Here is a 20,309-nt window from a genome sequence, read left to right as displayed (position 1 = left end):
CACACGCATTAACGAACTCGTGGGCTGGAAATCGGGGAAGCGACGGAATACCTCGGCTTTTCAATAAAATACGCCCTAATTTTTTTGAGCCGGAAATTAACCCTTGGCTATTGGTATTTTATTGGTATTATCCCCCCGGAGGAGAAATCGTGTGAATTTTGTGCTCGGAATCGATGGCGGCGGCACCAGCTGCCGGGCAGCCCTGGCGACAGCGGACGGCACTGTTGTTGGCCGCGCCAAAAGCGGCGCCGCCAACATCCGCACCGATCTGACCGGCGCCCGGTCGAACATCGTCGAGGCGGCGCGGCAGGCGTTCATCGACGCCGGGCAGGACCCGGACCTGATCCCGCAGACACCGGCAATTCTTGGCCTCGCCGGCGCCAATGTCGGCACCTACCGGCAGCAGCTCGAAGCGATCCTGCCGTTCAGCATCAGCCGCGTCGAGACCGACGCCGAGATCGCGCTGGAAGGCGCTGTCGGCTCCGGTGACGGCGCCATGGCGATCCTCGGCACCGGCACCGCCTATATGGCGCGCAAGAACGGCAAATCGCGCGCCATCGGCGGCTGGGGTTTCCAGGTCGGCGACCAGGGCAGCGGCGCCCGCATCGGCCGCGACCTGCTCGAGCAGACGCTGCTTGCCTATGACGGCGTCCGCGAGGGTTCGCCGTTGACGCTGAGCATGCTGGCCGTTTTCCGCAACAATCCGGAGGACGTGGTCGAATTCACCACCAATGCCAAGCCCGGCGATTTCGGCGGCTTCGCACCCAAGGTGTTCGAGCATGCCGAGAAGGGCGACAGCATCGCCAACTGGATCCTCGACAGGGCGGTCGCCGACGTCGAAGCCTCGCTCGGCGCGCTCGACCTTTCGGACGACGCGCCGCTCTGCCTGCTTGGCGGGCTGGCTCCGCTCTACGCGCCGCGCCTGTCGGCCCGCTACCGGGCGCTGCTCAAGCCGCCGCTCGACGACGCGCTGGGCGGCGCCGTGCAGATGGCGGTCCGCCTTTTCACTGGACACGCGGAGGCGGCTCGATGAGCGAGGCCGCCGACCAGATCTTCGCCATGCTGAAACAGTCGTCGCAGAGCGGCGCGCCGCTCTACCTGCAGCTTCGCAAGAGCATCGAGGATGCGGTCAATCGCGGCCTGATCGGGCCGGGGGACGCACTGCCCTCCGAGCGCGACATCGCCACCAAGGCCGACATTTCGCGCGTCACCGTGCGCAAGGCGGTGCAAGACCTGGTCAAGGGCGGCATACTGGTCCAGCGCCATGGTTCCGGCACGTTCGTCGCGCCGCGCATGGAGCGCGTCGAACAGTCGCTGTCGCGGCTGACCTCATTTACAGAGGACATGGCGCGGCGCGGCATGGCGGTGCGTTCGGCCTGGCTCGATCGCGGCCTTTACGCGCCCTCGCCCGACGAGATGATGGTGCTCGGCCTGTCGTCGAGCGAACTGGTGGCTCGGGTGGCTCGCCTGCGCATTGCCAATGACACGCCGCTGGCGATCGAACGCGCCTCGCTGTCGGCGAGAGTATTGCCCGACCCGGCTGATATAGGCTCCTCGCTCTATGCGGCGCTGGAATTGACCGGCAACCGGCCGGTGCGGGCTGTGCAGCGCATTTCCGCCGCCAATCTCGGCGACAGCGACGCGCGCCTGCTCGAAGTATCACCGGGCGTCGCCGGCCTGCATATCGAACGCATTTCCTATCTGGCGAGCGGCAAGGTGATCGAATTCACCCGCTCTATATATCGGGGCGACGCCTATGATTTCGTCGCCGAACTGCGGCTGGCGGGGCCAAGTGAAGAGGGCCGACCATGAGTACAGAGCCAACGAAGCCGACCCATATGCGGCGCGAGATCGCGGAGATCCCGCAAGCCGTCTCCCGCCTACTCGACGGCTCCGGCGCGTTATTGACCGAGGCTGGGCGCGGCATACGCGAACGCGACCCGCAGTTTGTCGTTACCGTGGCGCGCGGCTCGTCCGACCATGCCGCCACCTTCATGAAGTATGCCGTCGAGCTGACGGCGGGCCTCGCCGTTGCATCGGTCGGACCATCAATCGCCTCGATCTATGGGCGCAAGCTCAGGCTCGCCGGCTCGGCCTGCCTGGCGATCTCGCAGTCGGGCAAGAGCCCCGACATCGTTGCCATGGCCGAAACCGCGCGGGCGGGCGGCGCGCTGACCATCGCCATCACCAACACAGCCGATTCGCCGCTGGCGCGTGCCTCGGATTACGCCATCGATATACTGGCCGGCCCCGAGCGCAGCGTGGCGGCGACCAAGACTTTCATCAATTCCGCCGTTGCCGGCCTCGCTTTGATGGCGCATGCCACCGGCGACGATGCGCTCCTGACAGCACTGGCCCGCTTGCCGGAGCATTTCCGCAAGGCGATCACCTGCGACTGGATGAGCGTGCTGGCCGAAACGATCGAGAAGCAGAAGTCGCTGTTCATCCTCGGCCGCGGACCATCGGCGGCGATGGCCAACGAGGCGGCGCTGAAATTCAAGGAAACCTGCGGCATGCACGCCGAGGCCTACAGCGCCGCCGAAGTCATGCATGGCCCGCTGGCGCTGATCGGCCCCGATTTTCCGGTGCTGGCGCTGGCCGCGCGCGACGCGTCGGAGCCATCAGTCGCCGAGGCCGCCGACAGCCTGGCGGCCAAGGGCGCGCCGGTGTTCGTCACCTCCGCGCTTGCCCAGCGTGCCGTGCCCCTGCCGCATGTCGCCACCGGCCATCCCCTGACCGACCCGCTGGCGCTGATCGTTTCCTTCTACATGTTCGTCGAGGCCTTTGCCCGCCATCGCGGTCTCGATCCGGACACGCCGCGCAATCTTCGCAAGGTGACGGAGACGCTATGAGCGACCGTTTTGCCCTGACCGGCGCCCGGATTTTCGACGGCGACGACTGGCATGACGGCCACGCGCTGGTCGTGCGCGACGGCCTCGTCGAGGCTATTTTGCCCTCCGGTGCCATAGCCGCCGATGTCCGCGTCATCGAGACCGGCGGCGGCATGCTCGTGCCCGGCTTCGTCGACCTCCAGGTCAATGGCGGCGGCGGCGTCATGCTCAACGACCATCCCGATGTCGCCTCGCTCGAAACCATCTGCAAGGCACATGCGCCCTTCGGCACGACGGCGCTGCTGCCGACGCTGATCACCGACACGCCCGACATCACCGCCGCCGCCGTCGCCGCCGGCGAAGCCGCGGCGCTGCGGAAGATGCCGGGTTTTCTCGGCCTGCATCTCGAAGGCCCGCATCTGTCGATCGCCCGCAAGGGTGCGCATGATCCGGCGCTGATCCGGCCGATGTCGGATGCCGACCAGGCGATGCTGATCGCGGCGCGGCAAAAACTGCCGGTGCTGCTCACCACCGTAGCGCCGGAATCCGTCGAGCCGGCACGCGTCGCGGCACTCGCCAAGGCCGGCGTCATCGTCAGTCTTGGCCATTCCGACACCGGATACGCCACCGCCAGCACCTTCGCCGAAGCCGGCGCGAGCGTGGTCACCCATCTGTTCAACGCAATGAGCCAGATCGGCAATCGCGAGCCTGGTCTGGCCGGCGCGGCCATCGACATCGGCACCTTGTCCGCCGGTCTTATCGCCGACGGCATCCATGTCGATCCCGCCACCATCAAGATCGCGCTGCGTGCCAAGCAAGGTCCCGGCAAGATCGTGCTGGTCAGCGACGCCATGGCAACAATCGGCACCGACATGACCTCATTCACGCTGAACGGCCGCACCATCTACCGCAAGGATGGCAGCTTGCGGCTTGCCGACGGAACGCTGGCGGGTGCCGATCTCGACATGATCTCGGCGGTTCGATACGTCCACCGGGTTGTCGGGCTGGACCTGTCGGAAGCGTTGCGCATGGCCTCGCTCTATCCGGCGCAGGCGATCGGCCAGTCGCACCGGCTCGGCCGCTTCGCCAAAGGCACGGCGGCGGATATCGTTTCGCTGTCGGACGATCTCGACATGAAGAGCGTTTGGATCGGTGGCGGCAAGGTTTTTGAGGCTGGCGCCCAAGGCTGACCGACCGGCCGCGCCTCCAATTTCAGGCTGTGTAGAGATCCTTATATGTCTCGCGCAAAAGATTTTTCTGCACCTTGCCCATGGTGTTGCGCGGCAGTTCGTCGACGAAGATCACCCGCTTTGGGTGCTTGTATTTCGCCACGCGTCCGGCGATGGCGCCGAGAATTTCGGCGCCGGTGATCCGCGATGCCGGCGCACGCACGACGACAGCGGTGACGCCTTCGCCGAAATCCGGATGGGCAACGCCGATGACGGCGCTTTCGCTAACCCCGTCGAGCGCGTCGATCTCGCTTTCGAGTTCCTTCGGATAGATGTTGTAGCCGCCGGAAATGATCAGGTCCTTGCCGCGCCCGACGATATGGACGTAGCCGTCGGCGTCGATGATGCCGAGATCGCCCGTGATGAAGAAACCGTCGGCGCGGAATTCCGCCTTGGTCTTCTCCGGCATGCGCCAATAGCCACCGAAGACGTTTGGGCCCTTGACCTCGATCATGCCGACCTCGTCTTGGGCGAGCGCTGCGCCGCTGTCGGGATCGGCGATGCGAAGCGTGACGCCGGGCAAAGGGAAACCGACCGTGCCGGCGCGCCGCTCGCCTTCATAGGGGTTCGAGGTGTTCATGTTGGTCTCGGTCATGCCATAGCGTTCGAGGATCGCGTGGCCGGTTCGTTCGCGCCAGGCCTTGTGCGTCTCGGCCAGCAGCGGCGCCGAACCGGAAATGAACACACGGATGTTTTTCGCCGCCTCGCGGCCCAGCCCATCCTGCTGCAGCAGGCGCACATAGAAAGTCGGCACGCCCATCAGAACCGTGGCGCGCGGCAAAAGCGTGACGATGCGGGCCGGATCGAACTTCTGCTCGAACAGCATTGAGCCGCCGGCCATCAGGATGACGTTGGTGGCGACGAACAGGCCGTGTGTGTGGAAGATCGGCAATGCGTGGATCAGCACGTCGTCTCCGGTGAAGCGCCAGTGCTCGACCAGCACGCGCGCGTTGGAGGCGAGATTCTCGTGGCTGAGCATGGCGCCCTTCGAGCGGCCCGTGGTTCCCGAAGTGTAGAGGATCGCCGCGAGGTCATCCGGCCCGCGCGCCACGTCATGAAACTCCGTCGGCAGCCGCGAGGCCTGATCGGTCAGCGATCCCTGGCCGTCGCGGCCGAGCGTGACGGCGACGGCGCCCGTTTTTTCCGCCAGCGCGCCGATGTCGGCCGCCCTTGCCGGATCGCAGACGACCAGCCGTGGCTCGGCATCGCCGAAGAAATACTCCAGCTCGGTCAATGTGTAGGCGGTGTTGAGCGGCAGGAAGACGGCGCCGGCGCGCAGGCAGGCGAGATAGAGCAGGACCGCCTCAGGGCTCTTCTCGACCTGCACGGCGACCCGGTCGCCGGGTTCGACATCCAGTTGCAAGAGCGCATGCGCGAGCTGTGCCGAGCGCTCCAGCATATCGCCATAGCTGAGCGAGCGGCCGTCATCGGTTTCCATCAGCAGGCGCCCAGGCGCCGGCATCCGGGACCGGAACGCGTCGAACAGATGATTGCTCATGAAGATTTCCCTGGGGTGGCGGAACGGCGGGCCCTGCACATTCGCCTGGAGCGGCATGCCTTGGCGGCGAAGAGTTCGCGGTTCTTGGCCGCGCCGTCAAGGCCTCGGACAGCGGTTCACGCCGGCCGTGCCGATGCCACAGGCTACCAGCAATGGGTTATAAAAGACCGCCGGAAACGACCGCTATCGCCGGGCAGCCTTGCCGGCGATCACCTTTGTAGCTTCGTCCTGCTTGAGGCGTTTCATGCACATGGCGGCGGTCAGTTGATAGTGGTTGATCAATGCCTCGACGGCGCCGTCGGCATCGCCATCAAGGGCACATTCGGCGATCAGGCGATGCTCGCCGAAATCGTCGCGCTGGACGCCTTCGCCGTCATTGACCATTTGCCGGTAGCGATAGGCGTGATCGGAAAGCTGGTCGCAGAATCCCACCAGCCATTGCGACCGGCAGGCCGAAATCAGCACCCTATGGAAGATGCGGTGCAGCCGTTCCCAATCCGGATTGAGCGAGACGGGATTCTGCGGCGAAAAACGTGACGCGCGGCCCAGGCGATGCAGCGCCAGAACGAGTTGTTCTTCCCATTCGGCGGTGCGGTGGGCGATGGATTCGCGAAGCGCCCGCTCCTCGAGCCAGCAACGCGTGCGCGTCAGCTCTTCGAGTTCCAACGCGCTGACCGGCATGATGAAGAAGCCGCGCTGGTCGTGGCGGCCGAGAAGCCCTTCCGAAGCGAGGCGATTGAGGGCCTCGCGGACAGGGGAGGCGCCAGCCCCATATTTGGAAACCACCCACTCGACCCGCAACTTGCTCTCGGCCTCAAGAACACCACCGAGAAGGTCGTCACGCAATTGCTGATAGACGGTGCTGGCAAGCGTGCTCTTGGAGCCTGCGCCGTCGTCGCTCAGATTGGCAGCTCCATATGTCACAGCGACTCCTTGTCCCTAATTTTTATTTTGGGCAATTCGAGTCCGAAAACATCCCCCTTTTTCGCATATGTACCATACAGCGCCTGCGGTCGTGTGCTCAAGCAGAAGATCACGCTATTGTACTCAAGCACAAAGAAATATGCGACTTTCCAGGGCTCGATGCTGTAATTCCGCGCGTTCCCACAACCTGCGGAAACTTAACATGTTTTGTATGCACGCAGGAGAATCTATTCCCTGTTCTTTTGTATGCGCGTGAGACCACCTGTTCTGTTGTGCGCACTGGCGACGAACATTGGAACCGAATCAGGCCGGCTGCCGCTTTGGGGCATCATATCCTCATAAGCCGCGCTCCGGCACCAGACCCCTTGGCCGGCATATCGGATTGATTGAAGACGGAATGCGCCGTGAGTTAGCCGACTGCGTTGTCGGCTGCCGTCCTGATCGCCTGGATGTTTTGCCGGTAGGCTTCGACGCTGCCGCCCTTGAAGATGGCGGCGCCCGCCACCAGAACGTCGGCGCCGGCGGCGGTCACCAGCGGCGCGGTTTCGGCCGAAACGCCGCCGTCGATCTCGATGCGGATCGGCCGGCCGCCGATCAGCGCCTTGATCCGCTTCACCTTGTCGACGATCGCCGGAATGAAGGCCTGGCCGCCGAAGCCCGGATTGACGGTCATGATCAGGATCAGGTCGAGCCGGTCGAGCACGTATTCGACCGCGCTTTCCGGCGTCGCCGGATTGAGCGACACACCGGCCTTCTTGCCAAGGTTCCTGATGGTCTGCAGCGAGCGGTCGAGATGCGGTCCGGCCTCGGCATGCACGGTCAAGCCGTCGCAGCCTGCCTCGGCAAAAGCGGCCAGATAGGGGTCGGCCGGGGCGATCATCAGATGGCAGTCGAAGAAGGCCTTGGTGCGGTCGCGGATCGCCTTGATCACCGGCGGGCCAAAGGTGATGTTGGGCACGAAGTGCCCGTCCATCACATCGAGATGGATCCAGTCGGCGCCGGCCGCCACCACCGCTTCGACCTCATCACCGAGTTTGGAAAAATCCGACGCCAGCACCGAGGGTGCGATCAGGGTCTTTTTGCTCATGGGGGGCCGCCTTTCCGAGCGCCCTTTTCGTCCGGCCACTCTATCGACTGCCTAATGCGCTCCAGCCAACTTGTCGAGAGCGCGGGCGCGGCGGTTGCACCGGCGTTGCGGCGTCTCCGATGGTGTCGCGGCCAATTTCCACTTGCTCCGGAGCATTGACGAAAAACCCGCCGGATTGCTCCGGCGGGTTTCTGGTCTGGCGTCGAGCAGATTCCTATTGCTGCTGGAGTTTCAGGATTCTGTTTGGATCCGGATCCTGCTGCTGATCGACCTGCGGCTGGCGCCGTGGCAGTACCTGCAGCAGCAGGCCCGGGTTGAGCTCCAGCGACGGTTGCCCGCGGATCGGACGGCAGTTCGGATACCGCCCGATCGTGCCTTCAGGGCAGCGCCGTCTGATGATCGGCTGGCACTGGCCATTGATCATCTGCGAGCCCGGTGCGCATTCCACCTCCTGCCTGGGCTTGCGGCATGCACCGTCGATCACTTCGGTCCCACGCGGACAGACACACTCGCCGCGCTTGTTATGGATCTGGCCGCGTATGTCGCACTGCTCCTGCGTCGGCTGCTTGCGCCGGCAGGCATTGCCCTGCACCTCGGTACCCTTCGGGCAGACGCAATCGCCGTTGGCGTCGTGGACCTGGCCACGGATCGTGCACTGCTCAGGCTTTGGCCGGATCGGACGGCAGGCGTTGTCCCTGACTTCCGTACCCTTGGGGCAGACGCAATCGCCGTCTGCATTGTAGACTTGGCCACGGATCGTGCACTGCTCGGGCTTCGGCCGGATCGGACGGCAGGCGCCATTGCGCACCTCGGTCCCTCTCGGGCAGATGCAATCGCCGTCGGAATTGTGGACCTGGCCACGGATCGTGCACTGCTCAGGCTTCGGCCGGATCGGACGGCAGGCATTGTCCCTGACTTCCGTACCCCTGGGGCAGACACAATCGCCGTCCGAATTGTGGATCTGGCCACGGACGGTGCATTGCTCGGGCTTGTCGGTCCTGACGCATTTGCCGTTCTCAAGCCCGGTTCCGCGTGGACAGACGCAGCGTCCGTCCTCGGTGCGGATCTGGCCTTCGAGCAGCACGCAGCGCTTCGGCTCCGGCTTCGGCACGATACCGCCGCCTGGCGAGCACTGGCCGTTGCGGAACGTCGTACCGCGCGGGCAGACACACCGGCCGGCATCGTTCAAGACGAAGCCCGCCGAGCATTCCTTCTTGGTCTCCTGGCTGATGGCGAAGGGATGGCAGGCATAGGCCCTGCCGCGATCGCCCTGCACATTTGTCAGGTCACCGCCAAGCACGTCGCCGCCGCCTTGCACCCGCGTGTCGGGAGACAGGACGCCGACGCAGTTCTGGCCGCTGACGTTGCCCCGCAGATTGGCCAGGCGGCCGTCGTCGGGAATGACCACGGTGACATGGTGCACCCGGCTTTCGCCGGCGCCCAGCGTCAGGTTGGCAATGCAGGACAGCGGCAAGGTCGCCGGCTCCGGCGAGCAGCCGAAGGGCGGTTGGATCGAAATGATCTCAACGCCTTCCAGCCTGCCGAAACCCTCCACGCCGATCGCATCACCGATGCGGACCGGCCCGGAGAAGGGGCTTGTGCCGTCGTTCGTGATGGTGATCTCGAACGAGCAGGGTTGGCCGAGCTTGCATTCGCGGTCGCCGGTCTTTTCGACACGGATGGTCGAAGAGCCGCCGCCCTTGGCGCAGGCCTGGCCGATCGGATAGACGATGTCGTCGCCCGGCGCCGGACCATACGAACCCCGCGCGCAGTTCTCGAACGCGCCGTTCGCCGAAACCGTCACGTCGAAGTGGCGGCTGGTTCCAGGTGTCATCACGGCACCGGGAATCTGGCACGACAGCGCATTGGCCGGGACCGGTCCGCACGCCCATTCCGCGCCGTCAGGGGTGACGGTCTGGATCTGGACGGGCGCGCCGCCAGCCACCAGCGTGGCGGCATCGTTGACCCGCACCGGACCGGTTGGGGCAGCGGTGCCAAGGCTGATGACGGTGATGCGGCAAGAGACGACCGCGGCGCCGGCGAGCGAGCCGTTGCACACCTTGGTGATGCGCAGGATGGGCTTGCCGCCATTGGGATGACGGAAGCGTTCCTTGGCGCAGGCCTTGTTGTTGGTGAGGTCGTCTTCACCGGGGATGGCCTTCACCAATGCGCAGTTCTCCACCGTGTCCGACTGGTAGCCGGCCGGCATGACCGCCTTGACGACGATCGGTGTCGAGGCGTCCGGAGGCAGCGAGATTCCCGCATTGTCGCAGCGGAACTGGCCGGGGCCGTTCGGTCCGCATGTCCAGGGCGGGCTCGGGCCGAAGGTCGAGGAGGACGGGGCACCGCCCGGATAGCTGTCGATCACCGTCAACGGCCCGTTATAGGTTGATGTGCCGTTGTTGATGATGTCGATCACGAAATAGCAGATGCCGTCGGCCGTGCAGACCGGGATGCGGGCACGCTTCTTCAGGATCAGGTCGACCTTCTTTTCGACGGGCGGCCGGCAGTCGCGGTCACGATCGCCACGCCGGCAGATCGGGATCGAGGCACAGCCGCGATCATTCGATTGGCTGCCGAAAAGCGGCTTGCCGCTGGCCCCATAATTATAGGTGGCGCAGTTGCGCAAGACGCTGCCTTGCCAGCCCCCGGCCGGCTTGAAGCCGAGCTTGAGGTCGATGGAGGCCCCCGGATTGAGCGTGGTCACCGGATAGGTGCACGTCATCGGGGTGGTGCCGGGCACGCAGACCCAGGGCGGATTGGGCCCTGAATCGAGCGTCGAGCCGGCCGGCAGCGTCACCTCGTCGAGCACGATCTTGCCGTGGTAGGCACCGGTGCCGACATTGGTGACCCTGATGGTGAAGTCGCAGCCGCCGCCCATCGTGCAACGCGTCACGTCAGCGCGTTTCTCGACCTTGAGGTCCGGTTCCTTGTCCTTGGGCGGGCACCTCTGGTCTCGCGGGATGACGATGTCGATCGTCTGCGTGCAGCACAAGCCCCAGCCTTCCTTCGGACCGGCATAGGTTTCGATGCCGGTGACGATGAGGTGGATGACGTCGCCGGGCGAGGCGCCGACGATCTTCCAGTTGAGCACACCGCCGCCCGCCGGCACCAGCTGCGTGTCGGGGATGATGATGATGCCGGGCGTGGTCGTCGACACCTGCACCCACTTGCCGCCCATCTCTGGGCCGACCGGCATGTGGTAGATGAAGGCGCCGCCGCCTGGCACGCAGTCGACCGTGCCGCGCTCCACCTTGAAGCATTCCTTGCCGGGAGGTGGTGGTGGCGGATTGCACTTGGTGACGTCGATCTTGATCGAGGTCTTTTCACCGGTCTTGAAGTCGCCGTCGTCGGGCTTGCTCGGATCCTGCGACGGGATGATGGTCCCGGTGCCCGGTCCGGCGGTCACCTTGATCATGCCATGGTTGTCGATGATCGTCGGCGCGGGAAATGCCGCATGATCGATCTTGGCCGTGATCACGAAGTTGATGACGCGCTCGTTGGGAGCGCCGACGCCGTCGAGATCGGAAGTGGAGATGCGGAAATCGGAAACGACAGCCGTGTCGTTCGGATTTGCCGACGTGCTGATCGTCGCCCCCGGCAGCGGTCCGCCGGACGAATCCGTGCCGTCGCCGGACACATTGACGTTGACGATCTCAAGGCCGTGCGGAAGCTGATCCTTGAAGTCGATCCTGACCTTCTTCAGCCTGGCCTCGAGGCTCGGGTCGGCAAGGCCCCGCGGATCGCCGCGCAGGCCGAAGCTCAGCGAATAGACGACGTAGTCGCAGCCTCTTTGAGTGCCTTTCTTGGTGAAGAAGGGCACGACCCGGTCGGGCCTCGGGGTGATGACGCGCGAACTGTCGAGATCGAGCTTCAGCTCCGGGGTGATCGGGGCAGTGTCCTCCGCAAAACTCTGTATCGGGGCGAGCGTGGCGACCGCGATACCGGCCGCCATCAGCCAGCGCGCGCCGCGCCTGGCGTATGACAGGGGTTTCATGATCGTCTCCATGACGGTTGTTTGAGTGCCGGTTGATCGGCTGTTCTGGGCGAGCGGGGAGAGTGCGAGATTTTTCATCTTCCCCTCCTCAACGTTCGCAGCTGACGGCTGGGGTTCTGAGCGGCAAAGTCATCTTGCAGCAAGGGTAGTAACCACCCTTGTCCTTGTCGGACTTCCTGTAGAAGCAGAGCCCGACATCGACTGTGTCGCCCGGATAGTGGCCGGTGATGTCGATCGTGTAAGGCTTGCCGGGCGCATGCGACTGCCGGGTGGTTACCCCGACGCCTGGCGTCCTGGACTGGGCCTTGATCGAATCGCCGCCGAAGCCGGCATGGTCATGGAGATAGAGATCGGCCTCGAGGCCGGAAGGCGTGCAGTAGTACTGGACGTCGTCGACATCGAGACATGGAGGCAGATTGCCGGGCGGTGGGAAGTCCGGCGGATAGAATGGCGGCAGATAGCCGCCCGGGATTTCTTCATAATAGCCGGCGCGGCCTTCGCAGGGATGCCAGACGGCGACGTCGCCGACATGGCCCTCGACCTCCGGGTCGTCGAAATAGCTGTCGAAGTCGACGAACCAGGAGCCGAAGGGCGGCACATTGGCTGGTTTGACCAGCTCCTTGGGCGTGATCTGCACGCCATGCACGGCGAACGGCCCGCCGGCGGCGAGCTGTTCGGCGAGAGCCGGATTGTCGCGCAATTTGTCGCCGGTGTTGACCAGCGTCTGGGTGCAGACCGAAGTGTCGAGATTGCCGTCGGCATCATAGCCATATTGCAGGTCGAGGCCGCCGGCATACTGCCGGTTGCCCTGCGGGAAGCCGACCGCGTATTCCTGCGGCACTTCGACCCAGACCGATTCCGTTTCCGGATCGTCCGGGTTCTCTCTGAAGTAGCGGATGACCTCGCCCTTGCCGGAATCGGCGAACTGGCTGTAGTCGTAGCGGTTCTCGACCGGGCCGCGCTGGGCCAGGTACATGAAGCCGCTGTTGTCGAAGGCGATGTCGGTGACGGCGTAGTCCTTGTCGGCCTTGACCGTCAGTTCCCAACGCGGGCCGCCGGCGAAGGTGCCGTCGCGGGCGATGCCCACCGACCAGATTTCCGACTTTTCACCGACCGAATAATAAAGCCGGCCGCCATGATAGGAAACGGCCCAGATGCGGCGCTCGTCCTGCGTGTAGCCCCAGCTGTCGGGGTCTTCGCTGTCGAAAGCCGCGCCTTGTATGTCCATCACCGAACCATCGTCGGCGACGGGAGCGAGCCCGTGCGCGGGGCGCCCGGCAACGCCATGGTCGAAGCTGTCGATCAGCGCGCCGGCGGCGTCGATGCGATGGATCAGGCCGGTATCGAGGTCGGAAGCGAAGAACTGGCGGTGAGCGGCGTCGAAGGTCAGGTTGCCGATGCCGGGACCGCTGTTGGTGTCGATGTCGGCGAATTTGGAGACCTGGCCGGTGATGCCGTCGATCTTCCAGATGGTGCCCGGCCCGCCACCGTTTTCGGTGCCGAACTGGCCATCCATGAAGGTGGCGCCTGGTGTGCCGCGGCGCTGCCGCTCGGGGCGACCGTCATCGTCGGCGTCCGGCGTGACGATGCGGATGCCGTGCAGCGAGGTGGCCCCGGCATAGAGATTGGGAATGCCTGATGGAACGCCGTCGCGCACGCCGTCGTCGTAGGTGACGCCGAACACCTGGCCGATCTGGTCTGCCGTCACCTCGAAAGGCGGCGGCGTGTTGACGAGCTGGCCGGCGGCCGGCCCGCCCAGATGCGAGACGTCGAACACGCGCAAGGTGGCGCGCGTGTCGTCGATGAAGGTTTCGTCGACCGGATCGACGCCGGGCGGCAGGCCCTCGTCGAAATTGGGAATGACGGTGCCGGAAAATCCGGTCACCGCCATGGAACCGGGATAGATGATCCGGGTTTCCTGCGCCTGCGCGGCGCCCAGCCACAGACCGGCGCTGAGCGCCAGCGCCAGCAATCCGCCGCTTGCGTGCGCGATACCGCGCAAATGTCCATCAAGAGACGACACGAACGAGCCGCGGATGCGAGACATGACATTCCCCCCGTAGTCGACGGGAGAAATGTCCGGTTGGGCCGCGCAAATCAGGGCAAGGCGCGGCGGTCCGGCTCGTTCTTCCCTGATCGAATTGTCTGCTTTCCTCATTGTCACGATACGCCTGCTCTTACGCTGGGTCAACGGAATCAGCGGAAAGCCCAGCGCATCGACCCCGTCCCGAAGGCGGTGGTCGCGCCGAGCTCCCGTTGTTCCCGGAGACCGCGGAGCCTCTGGGTTATAGGTCATGGGTGCTTCCTTTCCGGGCCGCACCATGCGGCACCTGGAGATCAGTCGCGGGCGGAAGTGGAAAGGTTCATGGAAGCCTTGCGCAGAATGCTTGCGCGCGCTGCAGCCTGTTCTTATATACGCGCCAAGCCGTTCGGTGCCGGAACGCCGGTTGCCGGAACGGAATTTCTTGTGAACAGGGGCTTTCGTCGGAATGCCTGTACGGGTCCTGAGAGCCTGCTTAGCGGAGAGATTAGAAAAATGGCAAAAGTAATCGGTATCGATCTTGGCACCACCAACTCCTGTATCGCCATCATGGATGGCAAGGAGCCGAAGGTAATCGAGAATGCGGAAGGGGCGCGCACGACGCCTTCCATCGTCGCCATCAGCGGCGACGACGAACGTCTCGTCGGCCAGCCGGCCAAGCGCCAGGCGGTCACCAATCCTGAAAACACCATCTTCGCGGTCAAGCGCCTGATCGGTCGCCGCTATGACGATCCGGTGACGGAAAAGGACAAGAAGCTTGTCCCCTACAAGATCATCAAGGGCGACAATGGCGATGCCTGGGTCGAGGCCGGCGGCAGGAAGCAGTCGCCCTCGCAGATTTCGGCCATGATCCTGCAGAAGATGAAGGAAACGGCGGAAGCCTATCTCGGCGAGAAGGTCGAGAAGGCGGTCATCACCGTTCCAGCCTATTTCAACGACGCCCAGCGCCAGGCAACCAAGGACGCCGGCAAGATCGCCGGCCTTGAAGTGCTGCGCATCATCAATGAGCCGACGGCCGCGGCGCTTGCCTATGGCCTCGACAAGAAGGAAGGCAAGACCATCGCCGTCTATGACCTTGGCGGCGGCACGTTCGACATCTCGGTGCTCGAAATCGGCGACGGCGTGTTCGAGGTCAAGTCGACCAATGGCGACACCTTCCTCGGCGGCGAGGATTTCGACATGCGCCTGGTCGAATACCTGGCGGCCGAGTTCAAGAAGGAACAGGGCATCGACCTGAAGAACGACAAGCTCGCCCTGCAACGCCTCAAGGAGGCGGCTGAAAAGGCCAAGATCGAGCTGTCGTCGACAACGCAGACCGAAATCAACCTGCCCTTCATCACCGCCGACGCGACCGGGCCGAAGCACCTGACGCTGAAGCTGACGCGCGCCAAGTTCGAGCAGCTGGTCGATGACCTGGTCCAGCGCACGATTGCCCCTTGCAAGGCGGCGCTCAAGGATGCCGGCCTGAAGGCCGGCGAGATCGACGAGGTCGTCCTGGTCGGCGGCATGACCCGCATGCCCAAGATCCAGGAGATCGTGAAGCAGTTCTTCGGCAAGGAGCCGCACAAGGGCGTCAATCCGGATGAGGTCGTCGCTCTCGGCGCCGCCATCCAGGCCGGCGTGCTGCAGGGCGACGTCAAGGACGTGCTTTTGCTCGACGTGACGCCGCTGTCTCTCGGCATCGAGACGCTGGGTGGCGTGTTCACCCGCCTGATCGAGCGCAACACGACGATCCCGACCAAGAAGAGCCAGGTGTTCTCGACGGCCGAGGATAGTCAGTCGGCCGTGACCATCCGCGTCTTCCAGGGTGAGCGCGAAATGGCCGCCGACAACAAGGCGCTCGGCCAGTTCGACCTCGTCGGCATCCCGCCGGCGCCGCGCGGCGTGCCGCAGATCGAGGTCACCTTCGACATCGACGCCAACGGCATCGTCAACGTTTCGGCCAAGGACAAGGGCACCGGCAAGGAGCACCAGATCCGCATCCAGGCATCGGGCGGTCTTTCGGACGCCGACATCGAGAAGATGGTCAAGGACGCCGAGGCCAATGCCGAGACCGACAAGAAGCGGCGTGCGCTGGTCGAAGCCCGCAACCAGGCCGAGGCGCTGGTGCATTCCTCGGAGAAGTCGCTGAAGGAATATGGCGACAAGGTTTCGGAGACCGAGCGCACGGCGATCTCCGACGCGATCGCGGCGCTGAAGACCGCGACCGAAGGCGATGACGCGGCCGACATCGAAGCCAAGAGCCAGGCGCTTGCCGAGGCTTCGATGAAGCTTGGCCAGGCCATGTACGAGGCTTCGCAGAAGGAAGCGGCGGAAGCCGACGCCAAGGCGGACGCCGCCAAGGACAGTGACGTTGTCGACGCCGATTTCGAGGAAATCGACGAGGACGACGACAAGAAGAAGTCGGCCTAAACCGTTTGACGGCAAGATAGTGCGAAAAGCCCGGCACAGAGCCGGGCTTTTTTGCAACCCTTTGCGGAAAAACAGCGGACCACGCCGAAAAAATGCGGGCAAAGCCGCGCCGACACTGGCATCGCGGTTCCATCGCACCTAAATCGAAGCGTCAGTGCCGGCAAGAGACGCAACAATGCTTCAAGACGTTGAGCATCCGGACAGCGGGAAAAAATGAAAGCTGATTTCTACGAGACGCTGGGCGTCCAAAAAGGCGCCGACGAGAAGGAGCTCAAGAGCGCTTTCCGCAAGCTCGCCATGCAGTTCCATCCCGACCGCAACCCCGGCGATCATTCCTGCGAGCACAAGTTCAAGGAAATCAACGAAGCCTACGAGACGCTGAAGGACCCGCAGAAGCGCGCGGCCTATGACCGCTTCGGCCACGCCGCTTTCGAGCAGGGCGGCATGAATGGCGGCGCGCAGGGCTTTGGCGCCGGCGGCTTCGCGGACATCTTCGAGGATATTTTCGGCGACATGATGGGCGGGCGCCAGCGCCGCTCGTCGGGCGGCCGCGAACGCGGCGCCGACCTGCGCTACAACATGGAAATCTCGCTGGAAGAGGCGTTTACCGGCAAGACCGCGCAGATCCGCGTGCCGGCTTCGATCTCCTGCTCGGAATGCTCGGGCAGCGGCGCCAAGCCCGGCACCCAGCCCGTCACCTGCTCGATGTGCAACGGCCACGGCAAGGTGCGCGCCACGCAAGGCTTCTTCTCGATCGAGCGCACCTGCCCGCAATGCCAGGGGCGTGGCCAGACGATCAAGGACCCATGTCCGAAATGCGCCGGCCAGGGCCGTGTCACCGAGGAGCGTTCGCTGTCGGTCAACATCCCGGCCGGCATCGAGGACGGCACCCGCATTCGCCTTGCCAATGAAGGTGAGGCCGGCCTGCGCGGCGGGCCGTCGGGCGACCTTTATATTTTCCTGGCGGTCAAGCCGCACGAGTTCTTCCAGCGCGACGGTGCCGATCTCTATTGCAAGGTGCCAATCTCGATGACGACGGCCGCCCTTGGTGGCTCCTTCGAGGTGACGACGCTGGATGGCACGCAGACCAAGGTGAAAGTGCCGGAAGGCACCCAGAACGGGCGCCAGTTCCGCCTCAAGGGCAAGGGCATGCCGGTGCTGCGCCAGCCCAATATCGGCGACCTCTACATCCAGACCGCGGTCGAGACGCCGCAGAACCTCACCCGCCGCCAACGCGAGCTGTTGGAGGAGTTCGAACAGCTCTCCTCGCAGGACAATTCGCCCCAATCGAGCGGCTTTTTCACCCGCATGAAGGATTTCTTCGAATCTTTTGGCGAGCGTTGATGCGCGTTGGCCAGCAGCGGAAACCGGTTTGGGTCGCGAAAATCCGTGACCCGCGCATTGTTTTGAGACGCGACGAAGATTATCTTATCCACGACATGCGCCTGGCCGCGCCTTGCCTTGCGCCGCTCAAGTGTTAAGTAGCTTGAAGGGGAGCGCTGAGGAGAGCTTGCATGACACGTCCCGGACTGCGCAAGGCGCTTGCCGAAAAGTTCGACGACGAGCTCAAATTCTTCAAGGGCTGGATCGATAAGCCAAAGACGGTCGGCTCGATCGTGCCGACCAGTTCGACCACCGCCCGCAAGATGGCCTCGATCGTCGACCCGAAATCCGGCCTGCCGGTGCTCGAAGTCGGTCCCGGCACCGGCGTCATCACCCGCGCCATCCTGGCGCAGGGCGTGCGGCCCGAAAATCTCTACGCGGTCGAATATTCCACGGATTTCGTGCGCCACCTGCGGCGGCTATATCCCGGCGTCAACGTCATCGAGGGCGATGCCTTCAACCTCAACGCCACGCTTGGCGACAAGAGCGGGATGATCTTCGATTCCGTCGTCTCCGGCGTGCCGCTGCTCAACTTTCCGGTCGCCCAGCGCATCGCCTATATCGAGAGCCTGCTCGACCGCATCCCGGCCGGGCGACCGATCGTGCAGCTGACCTATGGCCCGATGTCGCCGATCCCGGCTGGCCGCGGCAACTACAGCGTCGAACATTTCCATTTCGTCATCCGCAACATCCCGCCTACGCAGCTGTGGATATACCGGCGCGGAGCGCATTAGTTCCTCCGTGCGGAGCCGTTCGCGGTTCCTAGCGCTGGCTGCATACCTTGGCGATTGGCGTAAACATCTCTCATTTCGTCATCCACGGGCGGAGCAAGGAGCGTAGCGACGCAGCGCAGACCCGAGGATCCATGCCGCGACTTTTGGGCGCCGCTACGGCGCAAGATTCTGCGCCGCGGCACTCTCCGACCATCGTCGCGGCATGGATCCCAGGGTCTCCGCGACGGAGCTTCGCTCCTGCTTCGCCCAGGGATGACGAAGTTCGGGGGCTTCTGCTAATCTCGAACGTTTTGTGGCGCCAACGCGTTGATTTGCTCGAACCTTGGCTGTACCTGTCCGGGAACAAGGGTGGCCAATGGCAGTGATCCCGAAAATCCTCGTCTTCGCCGGCTCGGTGCGCAGCGGCGCCTACAGCGGCAGGACCGCCGACGTGGCGCAAAAGGAACTCGCCATGCAAGGCGCCGAGGTGACCCGCATCTCGCTCGCCGACTATCCCCTGCCGATCCTCGACGAGGATCTGGAAAAGGAAAGAGGCGTTCCCGAAAACGCCATGCAACTCGGCCGCTTCATTATCGCCCATGACGGGCTGCTGATCGCCACGCCCGAATATAACGGCTCCATTCCACCGCTGCTCAAGAACACGATCGACTGGGTGAGCCGGGTGCGCAGGGATGGTGGCCGATCGGTCCGGCCGCTGGCCGGCAAGGTTGCCGGCCTCTGCTCGTCCTCCAAGGGCCGCTTTGCCGGGATCCGCTGCATCAACCATCTGCGCGCGGTCCTGGTGCGCTGCCAGATGGAGGTGGTGACGCCGGAATGCTCGGTGCCGGAGGGCGGCGACGCCTTCGACGAGGACGGCCATTTCCGTGACGAAAGACTGCATAAATCGATGGAGCACCTATGCCGCACGCTGATCGAAACCTCGCGCATGCTGTCGACCCGGATCGAGACATGATTGCCGGAACGATGCAGGCCCAATCCATGCAAGAAAGACTGATCGTCGGCCTCGATGTACCGACCGTGAAGCAAGCCGAGCAGGCGGTGCTCGAACTTGATGGCGTCGTCTCGTTTTACAAGATCGGCTATCAGCTGGCCTTCGCCGGCGGGCTCGACTTCGCCAGGGAACTGGCCAGCGGCGGAACGAGGATATTCCTCGACATGAAGCTGCTCGACATCGACCACACGGTGGCCAAGGGCGTCGAGAACATCGTCAAGATGGGCATGACCATGCTGACCATCCACGCCTATCCCAAGGCGATGGCGGCGGCTGTGGAAGCAGCGCGCGGCAGCGACCTTTGCCTGCTTGCCGTCAGTGTGCTGACCTCGATGGACGAGCAGGACATGATCGATGTCGGCTACGAATACGACCCGCATACGCTGGTGCTGCGACGTTCGGAACAGGCGCTGCATGCCGGCATGGGCGGCATCGTCTGCTCGGCGGCGGAGGCCGAAGCGGTGCGCCGCATCGTCGGGCCCGACATGGCGGTGGTGACGCCCGGCATCCGGCCGGCCGGCAGCGACCATGGCGACCAGAAGCGCGTCGTGACACCGGGACAGGCAATCCGCAACGGCGCCAGCCACCTCGTCGTCGGCCGGCCTATCGTCGCGGCGAGCGACCGGCGCGCAGCGGCCGAAGCCATCCTTGACGAAATGCGCGCCGCATAACCCAAAAGAACGACTTCGGAGACAACAAATGCCCAAGGGATACTGGATCGCCCGCGTCGATGTACGCGACACCGAAGGCTACAAGGACTATGTCGCCGCCGCCAAGCCTGCCTTCGAGCGCTTCGGCGCGAAATTCCTGGCGCGCGGCGGTCAGCATGAAAAGGCCGAAGGGCCGGGCCGCGCACGCAACGTCATCATCGAGTTCGAATCGCTCGCCGCCGCACATGATTGCTACCACTCGCCGGAATACCAGCGCGCCGCCGCCATCCGCCATAAGGTCGCCGACGGCGAGATCGTGCTGGTCGAGGGCGCCTAAAATCCGCCTGGAGCAGTTTTGACGAATCGCGGGCATACCTTGGCGATTGGCGCAAACGCCCAGCGCCTTCGTCATCCACGGGCGAAGCAAGGAGCGTAGCGACGCAGCGCAGACCCGAGGATCCTGTGTGTTGTTCCCATGCTATGTTTGAAGTGGGAAGGAGACCGAGAGGATCCTGGTCGTCCTTTCACAGGA

Annotated in this window: 15 protein-coding genes; 10 read left to right on the top strand and 5 right to left on the bottom strand. The window is 64.2% G+C overall.

All coding sequences use genetic code 11. The annotated features are described in order from the left end of the window. Nucleotides 1–151: 151 nt before the first annotated feature. From NKH03_RS29375 to nagA, 4 genes are read left to right on the top strand one after another with little or no spacing between them, the layout of a single operon-like run. A complete protein-coding gene (locus tag NKH03_RS29375; RefSeq protein ID WP_352883459.1) occupies nt 152–1,033 on the top strand; it encodes a glucosamine kinase nucleotide-binding domain-containing protein in 882 nt (293 codons plus the stop codon). After that, complete coding sequence (locus NKH03_RS29370) at nt 1,030–1,812, top strand: GntR family transcriptional regulator (RefSeq protein WP_352870265.1); 783 nt, start codon at nt 1,030–1,032, stop codon at nt 1,810–1,812. Before NKH03_RS29375 ends, NKH03_RS29370 begins: the two co-directional genes overlap by 4 nt. Continuing rightward, complete coding sequence (locus NKH03_RS29365; protein WP_352972354.1) at nt 1,809–2,852, top strand: SIS domain-containing protein; 1,044 nt, start codon at nt 1,809–1,811, stop codon at nt 2,850–2,852. Before NKH03_RS29370 ends, NKH03_RS29365 begins: the two co-directional genes overlap by 4 nt. Beyond that, complete coding sequence (gene nagA / locus NKH03_RS29360; RefSeq protein ID WP_352870267.1) at nt 2,849–4,021, top strand: N-acetylglucosamine-6-phosphate deacetylase; 1,173 nt, start codon at nt 2,849–2,851, stop codon at nt 4,019–4,021. Before NKH03_RS29365 ends, nagA begins: the two co-directional genes overlap by 4 nt. A gap of 22 nt (nt 4,022–4,043) precedes the next feature. Here nagA and NKH03_RS29355 read toward each other — a convergent pair whose 3' ends face one another. The 5 genes from NKH03_RS29355 to NKH03_RS29335 form a co-directional block, all read right to left on the bottom strand. Continuing rightward, entirely contained in the window at nt 4,044–5,558 is a 1,515-nt protein-coding gene (locus NKH03_RS29355) for a malonate--CoA ligase (RefSeq protein ID WP_352972351.1), read from the bottom strand. Between the two features lie 183 nt (nt 5,559–5,741). After that, nucleotides 5,742–6,482, bottom strand: a complete 741-nt coding sequence (locus NKH03_RS29350; protein ID WP_352972348.1) for a GntR family transcriptional regulator — start codon at nt 6,480–6,482, stop codon at nt 5,742–5,744. A 409-nt stretch (nt 6,483–6,891) separates the two neighbouring features. Beyond that, nucleotides 6,892–7,569, bottom strand: a complete 678-nt coding sequence (gene rpe / locus NKH03_RS29345; protein WP_352972345.1) for a ribulose-phosphate 3-epimerase — start codon at nt 7,567–7,569, stop codon at nt 6,892–6,894. Between the two features lie 214 nt (nt 7,570–7,783). Continuing rightward, nucleotides 7,784–11,644, bottom strand: a complete 3,861-nt coding sequence (locus NKH03_RS29340; protein ID WP_352972342.1) for a DUF7929 domain-containing protein — start codon at nt 11,642–11,644, stop codon at nt 7,784–7,786. Nucleotides 11,645–11,654: 10 nt separating this feature from the next. Further along, complete coding sequence (locus NKH03_RS29335; RefSeq protein ID WP_352972340.1) at nt 11,655–13,889, bottom strand: NHL repeat-containing protein; 2,235 nt, start codon at nt 13,887–13,889, stop codon at nt 11,655–11,657. Between the two features lie 213 nt (nt 13,890–14,102). On the opposite strand from NKH03_RS29335, the gene dnaK reads away from it, so the two are divergent. The 6 genes from dnaK (at nt 14,103) to NKH03_RS29305 (ending at nt 20,114) form a co-directional block, all read left to right on the top strand. Further along, nucleotides 14,103–16,019: a molecular chaperone DnaK gene (dnaK, locus tag NKH03_RS29330; RefSeq protein WP_352972338.1), complete on the top strand. Its 1,917-nt coding sequence runs from the start codon at nt 14,103–14,105 to the stop codon at nt 16,017–16,019. A gap of 213 nt (nt 16,020–16,232) precedes the next feature. Further along, complete coding sequence (gene dnaJ, locus NKH03_RS29325) at nt 16,233–17,363, top strand: molecular chaperone DnaJ (protein WP_352870274.1); 1,131 nt, start codon at nt 16,233–16,235, stop codon at nt 17,361–17,363. Between the two features lie 170 nt (nt 17,364–17,533). Continuing rightward, entirely contained in the window at nt 17,534–18,136 is a 603-nt protein-coding gene (gene pmtA, locus NKH03_RS29320; protein ID WP_352972336.1) for a phospholipid N-methyltransferase PmtA, read from the top strand. Nucleotides 18,137–18,491: 355 nt separating this feature from the next. Further along, entirely contained in the window at nt 18,492–19,088 is a 597-nt protein-coding gene (locus tag NKH03_RS29315) for an NADPH-dependent FMN reductase (protein ID WP_352972334.1), read from the top strand. Continuing rightward, nucleotides 19,085–19,798 carry an orotidine-5'-phosphate decarboxylase gene (gene pyrF, locus NKH03_RS29310; protein WP_352972332.1) on the top strand — a complete coding sequence of 238 codons (714 nt, stop codon included), beginning with the start codon at nt 19,085–19,087 and terminating at the stop codon, nt 19,796–19,798. Before NKH03_RS29315 ends, pyrF begins: the two co-directional genes overlap by 4 nt. A gap of 28 nt (nt 19,799–19,826) precedes the next feature. Continuing rightward, complete coding sequence (locus NKH03_RS29305; protein ID WP_352972330.1) at nt 19,827–20,114, top strand: DUF1330 domain-containing protein; 288 nt, start codon at nt 19,827–19,829, stop codon at nt 20,112–20,114. Nucleotides 20,115–20,309: the final 195 nt, after the last annotated feature.

This window comes from Mesorhizobium sp. M1406 (assembly GCF_040317555.1).
In the GTDB taxonomy this organism is placed as follows: domain Bacteria; phylum Pseudomonadota; class Alphaproteobacteria; order Rhizobiales; family Rhizobiaceae; genus Mesorhizobium.
Note: the sequence above shows the minus strand (reverse complement) of the source record. Positions and strands in the feature narration are given on the sequence as shown.

What these genes read in the sequence shown, in the direction of transcription:
- NKH03_RS29370 (WP_352870265.1), top strand. Translation starts at nt 1,030, where the DNA reads ATGAGCGAGGCCGCCGACCAGATCTTCGCCATGCTGAAACAGTCGTCG.
- NKH03_RS29365 (WP_352972354.1), top strand. Translation starts at nt 1,809, where the DNA reads ATGAGTACAGAGCCAACGAAGCCGACCCATATGCGGCGCGAGATCGCG.
- nagA (WP_352870267.1), top strand. Translation starts at nt 2,849, where the DNA reads ATGAGCGACCGTTTTGCCCTGACCGGCGCCCGGATTTTCGACGGCGAC.
- NKH03_RS29355 (WP_352972351.1), bottom strand. Translation starts at nt 5,558, where the DNA reads ATGAGCAATCATCTGTTCGACGCGTTCCGGTCCCGGATGCCGGCGCCT.
- rpe (WP_352972345.1), bottom strand. Translation starts at nt 7,569, where the DNA reads ATGAGCAAAAAGACCCTGATCGCACCCTCGGTGCTGGCGTCGGATTTT.
- NKH03_RS29340 (WP_352972342.1), bottom strand. Translation starts at nt 11,644, where the DNA reads ATGAAAAATCTCGCACTCTCCCCGCTCGCCCAGAACAGCCGATCAACC.
- NKH03_RS29335 (WP_352972340.1), bottom strand. Translation starts at nt 13,889, where the DNA reads ATGGTGCGGCCCGGAAAGGAAGCACCCATGACCTATAACCCAGAGGCT.
- dnaK (WP_352972338.1), top strand. Translation starts at nt 14,103, where the DNA reads ATGGCAAAAGTAATCGGTATCGATCTTGGCACCACCAACTCCTGTATC.
- dnaJ (WP_352870274.1), top strand. Translation starts at nt 16,233, where the DNA reads ATGAAAGCTGATTTCTACGAGACGCTGGGCGTCCAAAAAGGCGCCGAC.
- pmtA (WP_352972336.1), top strand. Translation starts at nt 17,534, where the DNA reads ATGACACGTCCCGGACTGCGCAAGGCGCTTGCCGAAAAGTTCGACGAC.
- NKH03_RS29315 (WP_352972334.1), top strand. Translation starts at nt 18,492, where the DNA reads ATGGCAGTGATCCCGAAAATCCTCGTCTTCGCCGGCTCGGTGCGCAGC.
- pyrF (WP_352972332.1), top strand. Translation starts at nt 19,085, where the DNA reads ATGATTGCCGGAACGATGCAGGCCCAATCCATGCAAGAAAGACTGATC.
- NKH03_RS29305 (WP_352972330.1), top strand. Translation starts at nt 19,827, where the DNA reads ATGCCCAAGGGATACTGGATCGCCCGCGTCGATGTACGCGACACCGAA.